Raw genomic sequence first — 16,904 nt, forward strand, 5'->3', positions numbered from 1 at the left:
ATATTACCCAGCGGCTATTCGGCGCGTGACAACCTCTGTCGGGCCACTTCGACCAGTCCATCGCCGGTCGCCTGCTCGATCGTCGTGACGCACGCCCGGCCCTCGGTCTCGACAGTGGCGATGACGTTGCCGAAATGCGGTCCGGACACCTTGGTCCAGGTCAGTGGATCGGGCGCGACGCCGCCCCGGTCGGCCCAGCGGCGCGCGAGGGACGCCACCGCGGCCGACCACGTGCCGGCGAAGGCCCAGCGGAGTGGACGCGGCATGGCGTTGTGGACCGGGGAGCAGGTGAGCTGGAAGACGGCCGAAGTCACCGGCTCGGGGTAGCGCGCCTCGGCGATGTAGGCGTGGTGGACGTCGCCCGAAAGCACCGCGATGGTGGCGGGCGGGTCATCCCGCCGTCCCTCGCGGGCGATCATCGCGGACAGCCGCTCGAACGACGCCCGGAACGCGGCCCAGTGTTCGAGGTCGGCGGCTTGGCGGATCTTCTCCGCGAGCCTGCCGCGCCATCCGGGACGCTCGCAGGCACGTTCGTTCAGCGACTGCAGGTGGGAGATGACCGGCGGCAGCAGCCAGGGCAGCGACGAGCCGATCAGCAGGTGGTCGCACGGCGCGGCGGCGTTCTCCTCGATCCAGTCGAATTCGTCGTCGTCGACCATGGACCGCGTGCCGCCCGCCAGGATCCGCCCCGCCCGGCTGTCGATGACCAGCAACCGCACGCCGCCGAAGTCACGGCGATAGCTCCATCGCGCGCCTTTGGTGCCGTCGCGCTCGTTGTCGGCCTCATCGGCGAACGCGGAGAGCAGATCGGCGTTGTCTCCCCCGGAACCGATCGCCTTCTGGAAGGTGGCGTCTTCGGCGAGTTCCGCGGGGCCGAGGTTCCCCAGGTGCTGGTAGACCCAGTACGACATGATCGCGCCGCGCAGCCGTTCCCGCCACCACGGCTGCGCGCGCATCCGCCGCTGCCAGGCGAGTGAGGTGTTCCAATCGTCGCGGACGTCGTGGTCGTCGAAGATCATCGACGTCGGCACGGTGGACAGCAGCCAGCGGATCGCCGGTTCGCCCCAGGCCTCGAAGTACAGATGGGTATATTCCTCGAAGTCCATCACCTCGGTACCCGGCGGCCGCGAGGTGTCCCGGCGCCGTTTCAGCCATTCCTGCGTCTCGTCGGTGGTCTCGTCGGCGTAGACCTGGTCGCCCAGCATCAGCAATGCCTGCGGCCACTCGGTTTCCTCGCCCGCGGCCATCCGGCGGGCGTACGCGGCCAGCGCGTCCGGGCCGTAGGTGTCACCGTCGTGCGGTTTGCGGCACGAGCCGAAGACGAGCCGGACCCTCGACTCCTCCTCGGGCAGCGTCCGGATCCGGCTCGGCGGGAACTCGGAATCGGCCGGAGGCCACACCTTTTCGCCGTCGACGCGTACTTCGTATTCGACGCACGAGCCGGGTTCGAGACCGGTCAGCACCAGCAGGGCGTAGTGGTGGCCCTTGATCTCGAACGTCCTCGCGGTCGTGCCGAGCACCTCGACCTCACCGGCGGTGCCGGTCTCGACCCACACCGTCGCCGACGTTTCGTCGACATGCCGCAGCAAGGGCCCCAGACGCAGACTCATTCCTGAAACGGTGCCACAGCGGAGCCAAGATCGTGCGCTGAGCGGCGCGGGTCACCGGCCGGCGGGTCCTGCCCAGCCCTCGGGCACGTGGCCGATCCGGATCCGCTGCGGGTGGTCGCCGACCGGGACGGACTTCACCTTCGCGCCGGTCGCGAAGTCGATCGCGGTCACCTGGTCCGAGCCGCTTTCCGAGATGACGCAATGCCTTCCGTCGCCGCTCACGGTCGCCCAGTACGGCTTCGCCGCCGTCACGAGCTGAGCCTCCCGCAGGCTGGCGCGGTCCACAATGGTCGCGTAGTCGTCCATCGTCCCGGCGACGCAGAGCTTGTCGCCCGCCGGGCTCATCGAAAGCCCGTGGTGCCGCGAGTCGTTGACCCAGGTGGTGCGGTCCTCACTCGTGTCCGGGTTCTTCGGCAGCGTCTTCGACCGCGTGATCCGGTCGGTGGCGACGTCGTATTCGAGAAGGCCGTTGAAGAACGACACCTGGAAGTACAGCTTCGACTCGTCGGGGGTGAAGGCCACCGGCCGGACGGCGTCGGAGAGATCGCCACGCCCGAAGGCGTCCAAGCGCTCGCGCATGTCGATCACCTTCACCTGCTTGAAGGTGGTCGCGTCGACGACGGTGAGCCGCCGGTCGCCCTTGGTGAAGTCCTGCCACGGCGCGTCGAGCGCGGTGTTGACCTCGCCGATCGAGCTGTTCCAGAGGTAGCGGCCGCCGTCGGTGTAGGTGTTCTCGTGCGGTTTGTCGCCGGTCTTGAACGAGCCGAGCTGCCGTCCGGTCTCGATGTCGAGCACGTGGACGGTGTTCGACGTCGAGGCCGACACCGCGATGCTGCGGCCGTCCGGCGACACGGCCATGTGGTCGGAGCGGAAACCCGACACCGGGAACCGCCAGTTGACGCGGCCGGTGGCGAGATCGATCGACACGACGTCGGCGAAACTCGGGCGGGACGCGACCACCGCGCGGCCGTCCGGCGTGGTGTAGAGGTCGTCGACGAGCTGGTCGTGTCCCTCGCCGACACCGTTGCGGATACCGAGGAAGAACGCGAGTTTGATCGGGTTCAGATAGATCTCGGTGAGCCGCTCGGCCTTGTCCGGCACCATGTCGACGCGCGCGATCTTCGCGTAGTCGCCGGAGGGCGCGATGACGTCCGCGGTCCCCTCCCAGTTGTTGCCCACGAACAGCACCTGCCGCAGCCCGTCTTCCGCCGCGGCGGCGGGCGCCGAGCCCAGTGCCGCGGCGAGGCAGGTCACGAGGACGGTGGTCAGCAGCCGGCGTTTCCGCATCACGCGCACCTTTCGGCGAGGGCCTGTTACCTTTCGGTAGCTCACAGGAAACCAACCGGCCGGACACCCTCGGTAGGGGACGGTCGCCAAGGACCGCCGGTTTCGTTGTGCACCGGGCACAATCCGCGCGGGAAGGCGGTGGCGATGGCGCACCGGTCGCTCCACGAGGTGCTGGCCGCGATGGCCGCCGACGCCGATGTCGTCGACGAAGTGGTCCGGGCCGCCCGCACGGAGTCGCCGGAAGTCGCGAGCCTGCCGGTGGGCGAGAACCGGCGGCATGTCGCGATCGTGCTCGCCGCCGGGCTCGCCTCGTTCGACCGGCCGGGCGGGACCGGGGAGCAGGACTACGCCGCGGCCGCCGTCCTCGGCGCGGACCGGGCCGCGCAGGGGGTCCCGCTCGCCGCGCTGCTGCGCGGGGTGCAGGCCGGCCGCAGCCGCGCGGTCGAGATCGCCGTCGAACGCGGCAAGGCGGCCGGGGTGCCGGACGACGTCATGCTGGCGGCGCTGGTCGACTTCGACCGGAACACGCGTGCGCTCGAACGGCAGGTCATCGCCGGATATCACGAGGCCGAACTCGAACTCTCCCGCACGGTGCACGACAGCCGGGCCCGGGTGCTGCGGCGGTTGCTGGGCGGTGACACGGCGGCGCCCTCGGCCGAGGAGGTCGCGAACGTCGGGCTGAATCCGGGCGGGCGCTATCACTGCCTGCTCTCCGACGTCGGCGATCCGTATCAGGCGCGGGTCGTCGAGCGGCGGCTCGGCGCGACGGGTGGCGTCTTCGGCCTGGTCGACGGGCGGCTGACCGGGCTGACACCGCGGCTTCCCACCCCGTCGGCGCTCGGGGACGACGTCCTGATGGTGGTCTCCCCCGCCGTCCCGCTCGCGGAGGTCCGCGGGATGCACGCGCTGTGCGTGATGGCCTTGCCGACGGCCGCGCGGTCCCGCGGTCTGCACGCGGTGGCCGATCTGGCCGTCGAGACCGCGCTCGCCGCCCAGCCGGGGCTCGCCGCGCTGCTCTCCGACACCCTGCTGAGCGCGCTGACGCCGGGCGATGACTTCCACGAGCAACTCGTCTCGACCGCGCTGGCCTACCTCGACCACGGGCGGCGGCTCGACCAGACCGCCGCGGCGTTGCACGTCCACGCGAACACCGTGCGGTACCGGCTCGCCCGGCTCGGCGAGATCACCGGGGCGTCGCTCGATCCGCCGGACGACGACGGCGGTACCCATGTGCGGCACACCGTCGGCTGGTGGTGGGCGCTGCGCACCTGGCGATCGGGCTGAACCGCCGGGGCCCGCCGTCCGTGTAACCCGGTGAAGGCTTCTCCACCCGGAAGGAACCCGCCTTGTCGGTTTTCACGCGCCCCGCCCTCGTGGGCCTGCCCGGCGACCGGACGGCCGCCCGTGAGATCGCGTCCAGCGCGGTGACCACCCTGTCCGCCGTTCTCGTGCTGTTCGCGTTGCTCGCGCCGGCCGACCTCGACGCACTGACACCCCAGGCGTTCGTGCGGTTGCCGGTGGAAGCGCTGCTCGGGGTGGCGGTGGTGCTCATGCTGCGCGACGGCGCCCGGCGGATCGTCGCGGTGTCCGCCGGCGCGATCCTCGGGCTGCTGACCGTGTTCAAGGCCATCGACATCGGGTTCGGGCTCGCGCTGAACCGGCGGTTCAACCCGGTTTTCGACTGGGGTGTGCTCGGCAACGGCGTCGACCTGCTCGGCACATCGATCGGCCGGACGGGCGCGATCGCGTCGTTCATAGGGCTGACGCTGCTCGCGGTGGTGGTGATCGTGCTGATGGCGCTGGCCGTGCTGCGGTTGAGCCGGGTGGTCGCCGGACGGCGCACGGCGTCGACCAGGGTGACGGCCGTGCTCAGCGTGGTCTGGATGGTGTGCGCGGTCTCCGGCGCTCAGCTCGCTCCGGGACAGCCCCTCGCTTCGCGCAGCGCGGTCGCCTTCGCCTACGACGACCTCCGCCAGGTCCGGGCCGGGATCCGGGACAGGCAGGCCTTCGCCGGGGAAGTCGCCGTCGACGCCTTCCGTGACACGCCGTCTTCCGGGCTGCTGAACGCGTTGCGCGGCAAGGACGTCCTGTTCACCTTCATCGAGAGCTATGGCCGGGTGGCCGTCCAGGACTCGGACATCGCCCCCAAGGTCGACGCGGTCCTCGACGCCGGGACCGCGCGGCTGAAGAGCGCCGGCTACGGCTCGCGCAGCGCGTTCCTGACGTCGCCGACGACGAGCGCGGGCAGCTGGCTCGCGCACTCGACGTTCCAATCCGGGGTGTGGGTCGACAGCCAGCACCGCTACGACGACTTCGTGAAGACCGACCGGTTCACCCTCGGCGGTGCGTTCAAACGCGCGGGCTGGGAGACCGTCGGCGTCGTCCCGGCGCATACCGAGGACTGGCCGGAAGGCAAGGTCTACGGCTACGACCGTTACTACGACTCGCGAAGCATCGGGTATCACGGCCCGCAGTTCTCCTACGCCACGATGCCGGACCAGTTCACGCTTTCGGCGTTCCAGCGGGCCGAACGCGGGAAGCCGGACCGCCCGCCGATGATGGCGGAGATCGACCTCGTCACCAGTCACTGGCCGTGGACACCGCTGCCCCGCATGGTCGACTGGGCCGCCGTCGGCGACGGATCGATCTACGATCCCATGCCCTCACAAGGAAAAACGCCCGAAGAGGTCTTCACCGATCCCGCCAAGGTGCGCGGCGCGTACGGTGACTCGATCGCCTATTCGCTGAACTCGCTCATCTCGTACGTGGAGACGTACGGCGACGACGACCTCGTGCTCGTCTTCCTCGGCGACCACCAGCCGAACCCGATCGTCGCCGGCGCCGGCGCGGATCACGACGTCCCGATCACCGTGGTCACGCGGGACAAGGCGGTACTCGACAAGGTCGCGGCGTGGCACTGGCAGGACGGCCTGCACCCGGACCGGAACGCGCCGGTGTGGCGGATGGACACGTTCCGGGACCGGTTCCTGACCACTTTCGCCCGCTGAAACCCCGCATTCAGAGGACTAAATGCGGGTGGCGTCGCGATACCGGTCGGCGAGCTCGCGCAAGTAGTCGACTAATTGCGGGGGTTCGGTGACGCGGAAGGGGACGTTGAGGAGTCCTAAGTGGACGGCCATCGTCTCGATGCTGTCCGCGCCGGTGTGCAGGACGCAGGTGTTCGCGTCGACGGCCTCCACTGTCCCGACGGCCGGGTTGATCCGCGCGGTCACCTCTTCGGCGGACGCGTGCACGGTGACGTCGGCCCGGTAGCGCCAAGCGGCGGACGAGACCCCGCGCCGCACGCGATCGGTGACGTCCTCGGGCAGCTCGCGCGCGGTGAACCGCGGGCCGGTGGGGACGCGCGGGGTCAGCCTGTCGACGCGGAAGGTACGCCAGTCGCCGCGGTCGAGGTCCCAGGCGACGAGGTACCAGCGGCGTCCCCAGTTCACCAGGCGATACGGCTCGACCTTGCGGACGGTTTCCGAACCGTCGTGCGTCCGGTAGCCGAACCGCAGCACCTCGCGGTCCCGGCAGCACGCCGTCAACACGGTGAGCGTCTCGGCGGTGACGCGCGGGCCGGGCTCGTCCCTCGGCACCGGGACCGTGTACGCCTGCAAGGCGTTCACGCGGCGGCGTAACCGGGACGGCAGCACCTGCTCCAGTTTGGCGAGCGCGCGCAACGACGTCTCCTCCACACCCGCGATGGTGCCGCCTGCCGCGGTGCGCAGGCCGATGGCGACCGCGACGGCCTCCTCGTCGTCCAGGAGCAACGGCGGCAGATCGGCGCCCGCGCCGAGCCGGTAACCGCCGACGGAACCGCGGGTCGCGTTGACCGGGTATCCGAGCGCGCGGAGACGCTCGACGTCGTTGCGGATCGTGCGGGCGCTGACCTCCAGGCGTTCCGCCAGTTCGGTGCCGGTCCAGTCACGGGGAGTCTGCAGAAGGGAGAGCAAACGGAGCAATCTTGCCGAGGTTTCCAACATTTCTTCAGGCTGCTCCTCCATTAGGAACGGGATGTTCCTAATGGCACTCTACCTTGGTCTCATGAGCGAAAACACCGAGATCAAGCCCTTCCGCGTCGAGGTCCCGCAGGCCGAACTGGACGACCTCGCCGACCGCTTGGCCCGCGTCCGCTGGGCGAACGAACTGCCCGCCGACCAGGTGACCGACGGCGTGCAGCGCGGACCGGTCACGCCGGGCTGGGAGTACGGCGTGCCGCTGGAGTACGTGCGACGGCTGGTCTCGTACTGGCGCGAGGGCTACGACTGGCGGAAGTGGGAGGCGAAGCTCAACGAGTACCCGCAGTTCACCACGGAGATCGACGGGCAGAACATCCATTTCCTGCACGTCCGCTCGCCGGAGCCGGACGCGACGCCGCTGATCCTCACGCACGGCTGGCCGAACTCGGTCTTCGAGTACCTCGACCTGATCGACCAGCTGACGGACCCGCGTTCTCACGGGGGCGACGCGGCGGACGCGTTCCACGTGGTCATCCCCTCGCTACCCGGGTTCGGCTTCTCGGGTCCGACGCGCGAGAAGGGCTGGAACCGGTACCGCACGGCTCAGGCGTGGGCCGAGCTGATGCGCCGCCTCGGCTACGACCGCTACGGCACGCACGGGAACGACGCCGGTTCGTTCGTCGCCCCCGAGGTCGGCCGGATCGACGCCGAACACGTGCTCGGTGTGCACGTGACGCAGCTTTTCTCGTTCCCCAGCGGCGATCCGGCGGAGTTCGAGGGCATGACGGAAAAGGAACTGGAGTACCTGCAGTTCCTCCAGTCCTTCAACGACGACATGTCCGGCTACGCGAAACTCCAGGAGAGCGCGCCGCAGAACCTCGCGCACGCGCTGGCCGACTCGCCGACCGGGCAGCTGGCCTGGAGCGCGCAACTGCTGTCGGCCACGAGCGACGACCACGTGCTCACCAACGCCACGCTGTACTGGCTCACCAACACCGCGGCGTCGGCGGCGCGGTTCTATTACGAGGACAAGCACAGCGAGCACCCGGCCGAGCCGACGACCGCGCCGACCGGGCTGGCCAGCTTCGCCTACGACTTCCGGCCGCTGCGGCGCTTCGCCGAGCGGGACCACGCGAACATCGTTTCGTGGCAGGAATTCGACCGCGGCAGCCACTGGGCGACGCAGGACGCGCCGGACCTTTTGGTGGGGGACATCCGGGCGTTCTTCCGCAAGCTTTCCTGAGCTTCCGAAAGTCCGTGAAGGCCTCCTTCCCTACCCTGAAAGTAGGGAAGGAGGCCTTCACGGACCGGGCATCAGGCGCCGGCGCCGTCCAGTACCGCCATGGCCTCCGCGCTCAGCTCCAGCGTGAAGGCCGGCCGGATCGCCTCGTAGTGTTCCCAGGTCCGCGGCCCGATCAGCGGCAGCACCCGCGGCGACGTCTGGCGCAGCAGCCACGCCAGCGCGACCTGGTTCCCGGTCGCCCCCACCTCCCGCGCCACGGTCTCGACGGCGGCCATCCGCGCCTCGCCGTCCGCGCCGGCGTAGGTCTGCCAAACGGGATGCGCCAGCCGCCGCGCGGAGTCGTCGTAGATCCCGCGCAGGATCGACGAGTACGCGGCGAGGGCGATGTCTTCGTTGTCCCGCAGGAAGTCGAGCATGTCGCCGGTGGCCAGCGACGCCGAATCGACCACCGGCCGCAGGTACGAATGCTGCAACTGGACGGCCACCGGCGAGGCCCAGCCGTGCCGCTCCGCGAGCGCGCGGATCCGTTCCAGCCGCCAGGTGCGGACGTTGCTCCAGCCGATCTGCCGCACCTTCCCCGCCCGGACGATCTCGTCGAGCGCGGCGAGCGTCTCCTCCAGTGGCGTCGCCCGGTCGTCGACGTGGACGTAGTACAGGTCGATGTGGTCGGTGCCGAGCCGCCGCAGGCTTTCGTCGACGCCGCGCCGGATCACGTCACCGCCCGCGCCCTCGAAATGCCGTCCGATGTAGTCCCAGTCCGCGGTGCCGTCGTCGTGGTACCCCTTGCGCGCGCTGTCGGCGTCGGCGACCGCGGCCGACACCTTCGTCGCGAGGAAGACCTTGTCCCGCCTGCCTTTCAGCAGTTTCCCGAGCAGTTCCTCGCTCTCCCCGCCCGTCGCGCCGGGCACCCACCACGAGTAGCAGTTCGCGGTGTCGAGGAAGTCGCCGCCGTCGTCGAGGTACGCGTCCAGGATCCGCGCCGAGGTCCGCTCGTCGGCGACGGTGCCCATCGTCATGCACCCGAGCGAGACCTGACTGACCTTCCGGCCGGTCCGGCCGAGTTCCACCTTTTCCATGGTCTGGACCTTATGCGCGATCGGTCCGGTACTACAGTCCGTTCACATGACCGGATCCCGGACCAATCTGGCTTGGGACGTGCTTCTCGACCTCTCCGGGCCGGGCCCCAGGCACGAGCGGCTCACCAGGGCCCTGCGCACCGTGATCCGCGACGGCACGCTCGGCTCCGGCGCCGCGCTGCCGCCCAGCCGCACCCTCGCCGCGGATCTGGGTTGCTCCCGCTGGGTGATCACGCAGGCGTACGAGCAACTGATCGCGGAGGGCTACCTCGCCGCGCGCACCGGATCGGGCACCGTCGTGCGCTGGTCCGCGTCGGGCGCCGAGCCCGCGAAACCCGCCGTACGCAAGGTGTCGCCGCCCGAGATCGACCTCGCGCCCGGACTGCCCGATCTACGGCACTTCCCTCGGACGCGCTGGGCGGAGGCGGTCCGCGAAGTACTCGTGAACGCACCCCACGGCGAGTTCGGCTACCCCGTCCCCGGCGGGCATCCGCGGCTCCGCGCCGTGCTCGCCGACCACCTCCGCCGCTGCCGGGGTGCGGTCGTCGACGACGTGCGGATCGCGTCCGGCGTCACCGACGCGTTCGGCCGCCTGTGCCGGGCGTTGCTCGCGGCCGGGATCACCCGCGTCGCGGCCGAAGACCCCGGCTGGCACACCCTGCGCCGCGTCGCGACACGCGCCGGGCTCGACGTCGTCGGCGTCCCGGTCGACGAAGACGGACTCCGCGTCGAGGACATCCCTCCCGGCGTCCGGGCCGTTCTCGTGACCCCGGCGCACCAATTCCCCACCGGCACCGTCTTGTCACCCGCCCGCCGCGCCGGACTGCTGGCGTGGGCGCGCGAAGCCGACGGCCTGATCATCGAAGACGACTACGACGCCGAGTTCCGCTACGACCGGCGTCCGGTCGGGACGGTGCAGGGGATGGATCCGGCGAGGGTCGCGCTGCTCGGGTCGGTCAGCAAGACCCTCAGTCCCGCGCTCGGCCTCGGCTGGTACGCCGTCCCTCCACAGTGGACGGATCGGGTCGAGCCCTCGCCCACTCCGCCGGCACTGGACCAGCTGGCGTTCGCGGCCTTCCTCGAACGCGGCTCGTACGACCGGCATCTGCGCGCGGCCCGGCGCCGCTACCGCGCCCGGCGCGACGCCCTGGTCGACGCGCTCGGCCCGGCACGTCTGTCCGGCGTCGCCGCCGGCCTGCACCTCGTGCTGGAACTGCCCGGCGGATCCGCCGCCGCGGTGGTGGAACGGGCGGCGGCCGAAGGCCTGCGCGTGGCCGATCTCGACGACTACCGCGTGGCGCCCGGCGAACCCGGGCTGGTCCTCGGTTATGGCAACCTCGCGGACGGCTCCGTGGGCACCGCCGCCCGCCTGTTGCGGGAAGCCATCGCGCGATGACGGTTCCAGTGGTCGTGAGTGGCAAAGAGGGTTAGAACGACCATTACCACTCACGACCCCCGGCCGATACTGCACAAAAACCCCAAATCGCACCTCTTGACCACAAAAAGTGTCCTTTTTAGACAGTCCGAGGGGGTTCAGTCCTCGGCGACGAGGACTGTTCCAGCGAGGAGCAAGTCAAAGGTGGCCCGCTGTGCCGCCTTTGACCTTCAGTGTCCACAGTGGTCACTTTCCCGGCAGCGGGAAGTCGTGAGTGACAAAGAGGGTTAGAACGACCATTACCACTCACGACCCCCGGCCAATACTGCACAAAGACCCCAAATCGGGCCCTTGATCCCCAGCAGTGTCCCTTTTGGACAATCCAAGGGGCGAGGCGGTCAGTCCGGAAGTACCGACTGAACGGCCTCCGGGGTCCGCCCGACCACGGTCGTGCCGTCGTCGGCGGTGATGATCGGCCGCTGGATCAGCTTCGGATGCGTGGCCAGCGCCTCGATCCAGCGGTCGCGGTCGGCGGGGGTGCGTCCCCAGGTCTTGAGTTCGAGTTCCTTCGCGATCGGCTCGGCGGTGCGGGTGATGTCCCACGGCTCGAGCCCGAGCCGCTTGAGGACGGCCTTCAGTTCCTTCGCCGTCGGCGGCTCCTCGAGGTACTTCCGCACGGTGTACTCGGCCCCCGCCTCGTCCAGCATCGACACCGCGGTCCGGCATTTGGAACACGCCGGGTTCACCCAGATCTCCATCCGGGGCCACCTCCCTTCGAAAAGTGCTCACTCGATGAGCACTTTGCTTCCGATGATGGTCATAGACGTTACGACGAAAGGAATCCAGCCATGGACGAGACCACCTTCAGCGCCGCCTCCCCCGCCGAGTGGCGTGCCTGGCTGGCCGAGAACGCCAGGACCGAAAAGGAGGTCTGGCTGGTCATCCGGCACAAGGACAGTGGCGTCGCCGGCGTCCGGATCGAAGAGGCGATGGAGCAGGCCCTGTGCTTCGGCTGGATCGACGGGCTGCACCGCAAGAACGACGCCACCAGCTCGCGGCTGCGGTTCACCCCGCGCAATCCCCGGAGCACGTGGAGCCGGGTCAACCGCGAGCGGGCCGCCCGCCTGATCGCCGAAGGACAGATGACCGAACGCGGCCAGGCGATGATCGACCTCGCCAAAGCGAAGGGCCGCTGGCAGGTCGTGCCGGACGGCGACGGTGTCCCGGAGGACCTGCGCGCCCGGCTCGACGCCGACGAGGCCGCCCGCACCCACTTCGAGAAGTTCCCGCCGTCGTCGAAGCGGCTGATCCTGGAATGGATCCTGACGGCGAAGAAGCCGGAGACCCGGGAACGGCGGATCACCAGGACCGTCGAACTCGCGGCCGTGGGCGTCCGCGCGAATCACCCGGTCCGGTGACTCAGTTCGGTTCGCACCGGGCGACGAGGAGGGCGATGTCGTCCTGTGCCGGGATGTTGCCGACGAGCGCGGCCATCACGCGCGCGCAGACCACACCGGGCTGCTCCGCGGAGACCACGTCCGCGAGCCGCTGCAGGCCGACGTCGATCAGCTGGTCCCGGCGTTCGACGAGACCGTCGGTGTAGAAGGCGAGCACCGCGCCGGGCGGCAGTTCGACGACGGTTCTCCGGCGCCGCGGCCCGGTCACCCCGATGGGCGGATCGACCGGCGCGTCGACGAACACCGACGGACCGCCGGGCGTCGCGAGCACCGGCGGCAGATGCCCGGCCAGCGAGATCGCCATGCTGTCACGCGAAGCCGTCAGCAGTCCGTACACGACGGTGGCCAGCGAACCCGGCTCGAAATGCTGCACCTTCCGGTCCAGTTTGGACAGTACTTCCGCCGGGTCGTCCGATTCGAGCGCGTAGGCGCGCAGCGCGCTGCGCAGCCGCCCCATGATCACGGCGGCGTTGAGGCCGTGCCCGGCGACGTCGCCCATCACGATGCCGAGCCGGTCACCCGGTAGTGAGAACAGGTCGTACCAGTCGCCGCCGACCCCGGGTTCGGTACCCGGGACGTACCGCGCGGAGAACTGGATGCCCGGCACGGCGGGCAGCCGCGCGGGCACCAGGCTCCGTTGCAGCGCGGCGGCGGCCGCGCGATCGGTCGACGACAGTTCGATCTGCGCCGCCAGCGCGAGCCGCGCGGCCACCAGCTGCAGCAGGTCGATGTCGGTCCCGGAGAACTCCCTCGGCGTCAGCGACCCGACGTGCAGGACCCCGATCAGTTCGTCGCCCGCGATCATCGGCACGCCGAGCAGCGTGCTCAGTCCTCGTTCCCACAGGAGCGAGTTCACCACCGTGGTCTCGTCGACGTGGTCGATGACCACCGGACGGCGTTGCGCGGCGACCTTGCCCGCGAAGCCGGCGCCGACGGGCACCCGGACGTCCTGGTAGACCTCTTCCTCGATCCCGGAAGCGGCGATCGCCAGCAGTTGCTGGGCCGAGGGGTCGTGCCGCAGCACCGTGGCGGTGTCGACGCCGAGTAGCTCACGGACACGGGCCAGGATCGTCGCCATCACCTTGTCCTGGCCGAGGTGCCCCAGCTCCGTGTCGGTGATGGCTTCGAGCACCTGGAGCCGATCGTCGGCTGTCGGGGTCTCGGGCATGCGCAGAGCCTAACCAGTCCGGTCGGCGGCCACCGCCCAGCCCGCCGCCAGTCCGTCGAGGTCACCCGCCAGTACGACACTCGGCGGAATGGCGTCTCGCGGCACACGACAGGCGAGCGCCGTGCCGAGCCCGGCCATCCGGATGACGGTGTCGATCAGCACCTCCGGCTCTTCCGGCCAGTCGAACCCCGGTTGGGCGATCAGCAGGCTCACGCAGCCGTGCATCGCCGACCAGAGCCCCATCGCGAGGACCTCCGGTTCGCCGCGCAGGATCCCGGCCCGTACGCAGGCGGCGGTCGCGTCGGCGAGGTACCGGAAACAGGCGACCGCGCCGGGCGACGAGCCGCCGGAGGGACGCATCAGGAGCACGCGGTACTGCACCGGATGGTCGAGGGCGAACCGGGCGTACACCCGTGCGCGACGGCTGAGGGCGCGCATCGGATCGGCGACCTCGACGGCGTGCTCGTGCATACGGCGCGCGAGCTCGTCCCACACCCGAAGGCAGACCGCCTCCAGCAACGCGTCCCGGCTGGGGAAGTGCGCGTAGACCGACGGCGTGGAGACGCCGGTGCGGCGCGCGACGGCTCGCAGCGTCAGCGCCTCGTCGGTACCCGCCTCGCCGAGCAGGGCGTCGGCGGCCGACAAGATCTCACCGCGCAGCTTGTCCCCTTCACCCGGCCGCGCCTTCGTCCGCTTCGCGCCCATGCCGTGATGCTGCCAGCATTGACTTGACACCGTCAACTTGACGGTGTCAGCTTGAGGTATGGCGCATTTCCGGACCGCGACCGCCCTTCGTCGCCGAGGCGACGACCCGGTCTTCGACACCGAGCTCGATCCACAGTGGACGATCGGGACGAAGCTGCACGGCGGCTATCTCCTCGCCGTACTCGCCAGGGCGGCCGCCGAGGTCTCCTCGCATCCGCATCTGACCGCGATCAGCGGCTCGTTCTCGGTGGCGCCCGAGCCCGGCCCCGCGGTCGTCGAGGTCGAAGTGCTGCGCGAGGGCCGCGGCCTCACCCAGCTGCGCGCGCGGCTGAGCCAGGGCGGCGCGCCCTGCACGGAGGCGCTGATCACCCAAGGCGTCCTGACCGACGGCGACGCGTGGTGGTCCGGAGTGGACCCGGTCGAGCTCCCGCCGGAGCAGGACTGCCTGCCCGTGCCCGCCGACGGCGGTGGCGGATTCCGCATCGGCCTGATGGACGTCGTCGAGCAGCGTCTCGACCCGGCGGCGGCCGGTTTCGCGATGGGACAGCCGTCCCGGAAAGGCGTCATCGCGTCCTGGCTGCGGCTCGCCGACGGCAGCGACTGGGATCCGGTGAGCCTGCTCGTCGCGCTCGATCCGGTGCCGCCGATCTCCTACGACCTGGGCATCGCGGGCTGGGCGCCGACCGTCCAGTTCACCGCGTACCTGCGCGGGCTCCCGGCGCCGGGTCCGGTGCGGGTGCGGATGCGCGCGGGCGAACTCGGCGGCGACCGGATGGACGAGGTCGCGGAGCTTTGGGACGAGAAGAACCGGCTGATCGGACAAGCGACCCAGATCGCCGCCGTACGTCTCCCCTGAACCACCCGAAAGCGGGTTCATGACGCGGCGCCGGGAGTTAAGATCCGGCGTCGACGTCATTGTTCTGGGGGCAGGACCATGGAAGCGGAACCACTCCGCGCGGGCGAGAACGATTCCGCCGGCGCCGAGATCACCCGGCTCTGCCGGACCCTGGTGCCACTGGCCGCCGCCGGCAAATACGCCGAGGCCGCGTCGACCTATCGCTGGGTGAGCCGGGCTTCGTCCGGCGATCCGATCCGGTACGGCGATCACGCGTCGCGGCTGGAATTCTGCGCCCTCACCGGCAACGAGCACACCGGTCTCGATCTTCTGTCGCTTTTGGACGGTGTCGGCGACCATTCGGACGCCGTCGGCAGGCTCGAGTTCTTCGCCTCGGCGGCGCTGCTCACCCGCCGGTTGACGGAAACCGGATACGGCGGGATCCCGTTCGTTCTCAACGGTCCGTACGACGGCGTCTCCCTGAGCAGGCTGCACGAGCGGATGCGGGCGGCGGCCCTCGTCGAAGCCGAGGAACTCGACGGACGCGAGCACTCCGGGTACTTCACCGTCTACGCCGAACGGAAGATGGCCGCGCAACCGGTCGCGGACTTCGTCCCGCTCCTTCCGTCGGCGCTCCCCCGCGTCCCGATCCTGCCGCCGCCGGGACTGTCCGCCGAAGAGCTCGTCATCCGGGCCGAGATCCACAATCACCGGTGCGAACCGGAGGAAGCGCGAGCCTGCCTCGAAGCGATCGACGATATCCCAGACGACCTCGCGCCACGGCTGAGCGAGCTGCGCGCGATCTTCTTCCAGGGCGAGGACACCGAGGAACGGCTGCGTCACGCGGCCGCCGGATTCCGGGGCCAGGGCGACGAAATCCGTTTCCTGCTCAACCAATGCTGGCTCGGCCTGTGGCTCGTCTTCGACGATCAGGTCGAAACCGGGGTCGCGCTGACGACGGTGGCCGCGGCCCGCTTGCGCGCCGGGACGGACGAACGCGCCGCCTGCTGGGGCGAATACTGGCTGGCGCACGTGCTTTCCGGGCAGGGCCGTACTGCCGAGGCGTACGAGGCCTTGCGACGGGGTGCCGAGCGAGCCGGTGAGGCGGGCGATCCCTTGCTCCTCGGGACACTTCTGTGTCTCGAAGCGTCGTTGCGGAACGGCGACGGCGAGGATCCGGTGACCACACTGGAACTCGCGCGGTCGGCGACGGACGCCTTCATCGTCGGGAACGTCGGCGAGAAGGCGGTCGAAGCGGTCGAACAGGTCCGGATCGCTTACGAGCGCACGGGATCGCTCGACGAATTGGACGTCTTCGTGGAGCATCTGCTGGCGACGCTGCCCGTAGGCGGTCCGGAACGGTTGCGCGGGCATCTCCGCCACCTTCGGGCGCTGTCGCTGATCGGCACCGGCAGGTTCGCCGAAGCCGTCGACGACGCCTACGCGTCCCTCGGCGTCTCCGCGTCGAAAGGCAAGGACACCGCGGAACATTGGTACGTCCTCGTCACCGCGTTGCACGGCGCCGGCCGCTACGACGAGGTGCTCGACGTCGCGCCCCGCACCATCGCCCTGCTCGCCACGTCACCGGACTGGGGCCACCGCTGCCGGTGGATGTACGCCGACAGCTACCGCGCGCTCGGCGAATCTTCCCGCGCCTTCAACGAATACGCCGTCCTCGCCGAAATCCTCCACGACTCGGGCGACACCGGGCATTCGTACATCTCGGTGAGCATGGCCGCCGCCGAACAACTCGATCTGCTCGGCTACGGCGCGAACGCCGCGGATTTCTACGCGCGGGCCGCCGACGCGGCCTTGGCGATCGGCGGCGGCTACGTGGCCGCCACTTGCCGTAACGCGGCGACGCTTTCCCGGCTGCGGTCCGGCGACGTCGACGCGGCGCTGAGCGCGCTCGACGCCGCGGAAACCGCCGTGCACGCGGTGGAAACCGAAACCGCGCCCGCGAGGGAACATCTCGTCGCGCAGCTCGACCACGTCGCCGCCCACGTGCTCAGCGCCGCCGGCCGCGTCCGCGAGGCCGCCCGTCGCGCGCTCCGTGCCGCCGAAACGTTCCACCGGATAGGCGAAGCCGAGTCCGCCCGCGACGTCGACCTGCTGCTCGAACAGATACTCCTCGGCGACCAGAACTGACGGGCCGTCTCGCATCACGCCTTGCCAGCCTCCCTCAC

General features: G+C 70.1%; 14 protein-coding genes. 7 read left to right on the top strand and 7 right to left on the bottom strand.

Annotation, left to right across the window (positions count from 1 at the left end; translation table 11 throughout):
* Positions 1 to 14: 14 nt before the first annotated feature.
* Complete coding sequence (locus DMC64_RS26420; RefSeq protein WP_125735700.1) at positions 15 to 1,610, bottom strand: alkaline phosphatase D family protein; 1,596 nt, start codon at positions 1,608 to 1,610, stop codon at positions 15 to 17.
* A 51-nt stretch (positions 1,611 to 1,661) separates the two neighbouring features.
* A complete protein-coding gene (locus DMC64_RS26425; RefSeq protein WP_125735701.1) occupies positions 1,662 to 2,897 on the bottom strand; it encodes a YncE family protein in 1,236 nt (411 codons plus the stop codon).
* Between the two features lie 144 nt (positions 2,898 to 3,041).
* On the opposite strand from DMC64_RS26425, the gene DMC64_RS26430 reads away from it, so the two are divergent.
* Together DMC64_RS26430 and DMC64_RS26435 are read left to right on the top strand one after the other, a co-directional pair.
* Positions 3,042 to 4,181 carry a CdaR family transcriptional regulator gene (locus DMC64_RS26430; protein WP_125735702.1) on the top strand — a complete coding sequence of 380 codons (1,140 nt, stop codon included), beginning with the start codon at positions 3,042 to 3,044 and terminating at the stop codon, positions 4,179 to 4,181.
* Positions 4,182 to 4,243: 62 nt separating this feature from the next.
* A complete protein-coding gene (locus tag DMC64_RS26435) occupies positions 4,244 to 5,905 on the top strand; it encodes a sulfatase-like hydrolase/transferase (protein ID WP_125735703.1) in 1,662 nt (553 codons plus the stop codon).
* An 18-nt stretch (positions 5,906 to 5,923) separates the two neighbouring features.
* Here the strand turns inward: DMC64_RS26435 and DMC64_RS26440 are convergent, their stop codons facing one another.
* The gene (locus DMC64_RS26440; RefSeq protein WP_125735704.1) at positions 5,924 to 6,883 is read right to left on the bottom strand and encodes a YafY family protein; all 960 of its coding nucleotides are present in this window, start codon (positions 6,881 to 6,883) and stop codon (positions 5,924 to 5,926) included.
* 61 nt (positions 6,884 to 6,944) lie between these two features.
* Here DMC64_RS26440 and DMC64_RS26445 point away from each other — a divergent pair, with 61 nt between their 5' ends.
* Positions 6,945 to 8,102, top strand: a complete 1,158-nt coding sequence (locus tag DMC64_RS26445; RefSeq protein WP_125735705.1) for an epoxide hydrolase family protein — start codon at positions 6,945 to 6,947, stop codon at positions 8,100 to 8,102.
* A gap of 71 nt (positions 8,103 to 8,173) precedes the next feature.
* On the opposite strand, the gene DMC64_RS26450 is transcribed toward DMC64_RS26445, so the two are convergent.
* Positions 8,174 to 9,178, bottom strand: a complete 1,005-nt coding sequence (locus DMC64_RS26450; protein WP_125735706.1) for an aldo/keto reductase — start codon at positions 9,176 to 9,178, stop codon at positions 8,174 to 8,176.
* A gap of 46 nt (positions 9,179 to 9,224) precedes the next feature.
* Here DMC64_RS26450 and DMC64_RS26455 point away from each other — a divergent pair, with 46 nt between their 5' ends.
* Entirely contained in the window at positions 9,225 to 10,574 is a 1,350-nt protein-coding gene (locus tag DMC64_RS26455) for a PLP-dependent aminotransferase family protein (RefSeq protein ID WP_125735707.1), read from the top strand.
* Positions 10,575 to 10,951: 377 nt separating this feature from the next.
* Here DMC64_RS26455 and DMC64_RS26460 read toward each other — a convergent pair whose 3' ends face one another.
* Complete coding sequence (locus tag DMC64_RS26460; protein WP_125735708.1) at positions 10,952 to 11,311, bottom strand: arsenate reductase family protein; 360 nt, start codon at positions 11,309 to 11,311, stop codon at positions 10,952 to 10,954.
* 90 nt (positions 11,312 to 11,401) lie between these two features.
* Here DMC64_RS26460 and DMC64_RS26465 point away from each other — a divergent pair, with 90 nt between their 5' ends.
* A complete protein-coding gene (locus DMC64_RS26465) occupies positions 11,402 to 11,971 on the top strand; it encodes a YdeI family protein (protein ID WP_125735709.1) in 570 nt (189 codons plus the stop codon).
* A gap of 1 nt (position 11,972) precedes the next feature.
* On the opposite strand, the gene DMC64_RS26470 is transcribed toward DMC64_RS26465, so the two are convergent.
* Together DMC64_RS26470 and DMC64_RS26475 are read right to left on the bottom strand one after the other, a co-directional pair.
* A complete protein-coding gene (locus DMC64_RS26470; protein ID WP_125735710.1) occupies positions 11,973 to 13,178 on the bottom strand; it encodes a PP2C family protein-serine/threonine phosphatase in 1,206 nt (401 codons plus the stop codon).
* A gap of 9 nt (positions 13,179 to 13,187) precedes the next feature.
* The gene (locus DMC64_RS26475; RefSeq protein WP_125735711.1) at positions 13,188 to 13,883 is read right to left on the bottom strand and encodes a TetR/AcrR family transcriptional regulator; all 696 of its coding nucleotides are present in this window, start codon (positions 13,881 to 13,883) and stop codon (positions 13,188 to 13,190) included.
* 58 nt (positions 13,884 to 13,941) lie between these two features.
* Here DMC64_RS26475 and DMC64_RS26480 point away from each other — a divergent pair, with 58 nt between their 5' ends.
* Positions 13,942 to 14,739 (top strand): thioesterase family protein, encoded by a 798-nt coding sequence (locus tag DMC64_RS26480; protein ID WP_125735712.1) that lies wholly within the window; start codon positions 13,942 to 13,944, stop codon positions 14,737 to 14,739.
* 78 nt (positions 14,740 to 14,817) lie between these two features.
* On the top strand, positions 14,818 to 16,866 hold the full coding sequence (locus DMC64_RS26485) for a hypothetical protein (RefSeq protein ID WP_125735713.1): 2,049 nt from the start codon (positions 14,818 to 14,820) through the stop codon (positions 16,864 to 16,866).
* Positions 16,867 to 16,904: the final 38 nt, after the last annotated feature.

It is taken from the genome of Amycolatopsis sp. WAC 04197, from assembly GCF_003947475.1.
GTDB lineage: Bacteria > Actinomycetota > Actinomycetes > Mycobacteriales > Pseudonocardiaceae > Amycolatopsis > Amycolatopsis japonica.

Coding starts and splice junctions, on each gene's coding strand:
- DMC64_RS26470 (WP_125735710.1), bottom strand. CDS start 13,178: ATGCCCGAGACCCCGACAGCCGACGATCGGCTCCAGGTGCTCGAAGCC.
- DMC64_RS26430 (WP_125735702.1), top strand. CDS start 3,042: ATGGCGCACCGGTCGCTCCACGAGGTGCTGGCCGCGATGGCCGCCGAC.
- DMC64_RS26465 (WP_125735709.1), top strand. CDS start 11,402: ATGGACGAGACCACCTTCAGCGCCGCCTCCCCCGCCGAGTGGCGTGCC.
- DMC64_RS26420 (WP_125735700.1), bottom strand. CDS start 1,610: ATGAGTCTGCGTCTGGGGCCCTTGCTGCGGCATGTCGACGAAACGTCG.
- DMC64_RS26445 (WP_125735705.1), top strand. CDS start 6,945: ATGAGCGAAAACACCGAGATCAAGCCCTTCCGCGTCGAGGTCCCGCAG.
- DMC64_RS26425 (WP_125735701.1), bottom strand. CDS start 2,897: ATGCGGAAACGCCGGCTGCTGACCACCGTCCTCGTGACCTGCCTCGCC.
- DMC64_RS26440 (WP_125735704.1), bottom strand. CDS start 6,883: ATGTTGGAAACCTCGGCAAGATTGCTCCGTTTGCTCTCCCTTCTGCAG.
- DMC64_RS26475 (WP_125735711.1), bottom strand. CDS start 13,883: ATGGGCGCGAAGCGGACGAAGGCGCGGCCGGGTGAAGGGGACAAGCTG.
- DMC64_RS26485 (WP_125735713.1), top strand. CDS start 14,818: ATGGAAGCGGAACCACTCCGCGCGGGCGAGAACGATTCCGCCGGCGCC.
- DMC64_RS26455 (WP_125735707.1), top strand. CDS start 9,225: ATGACCGGATCCCGGACCAATCTGGCTTGGGACGTGCTTCTCGACCTC.
- DMC64_RS26480 (WP_125735712.1), top strand. CDS start 13,942: ATGGCGCATTTCCGGACCGCGACCGCCCTTCGTCGCCGAGGCGACGAC.
- DMC64_RS26460 (WP_125735708.1), bottom strand. CDS start 11,311: ATGGAGATCTGGGTGAACCCGGCGTGTTCCAAATGCCGGACCGCGGTG.
- DMC64_RS26450 (WP_125735706.1), bottom strand. CDS start 9,178: ATGGAAAAGGTGGAACTCGGCCGGACCGGCCGGAAGGTCAGTCAGGTC.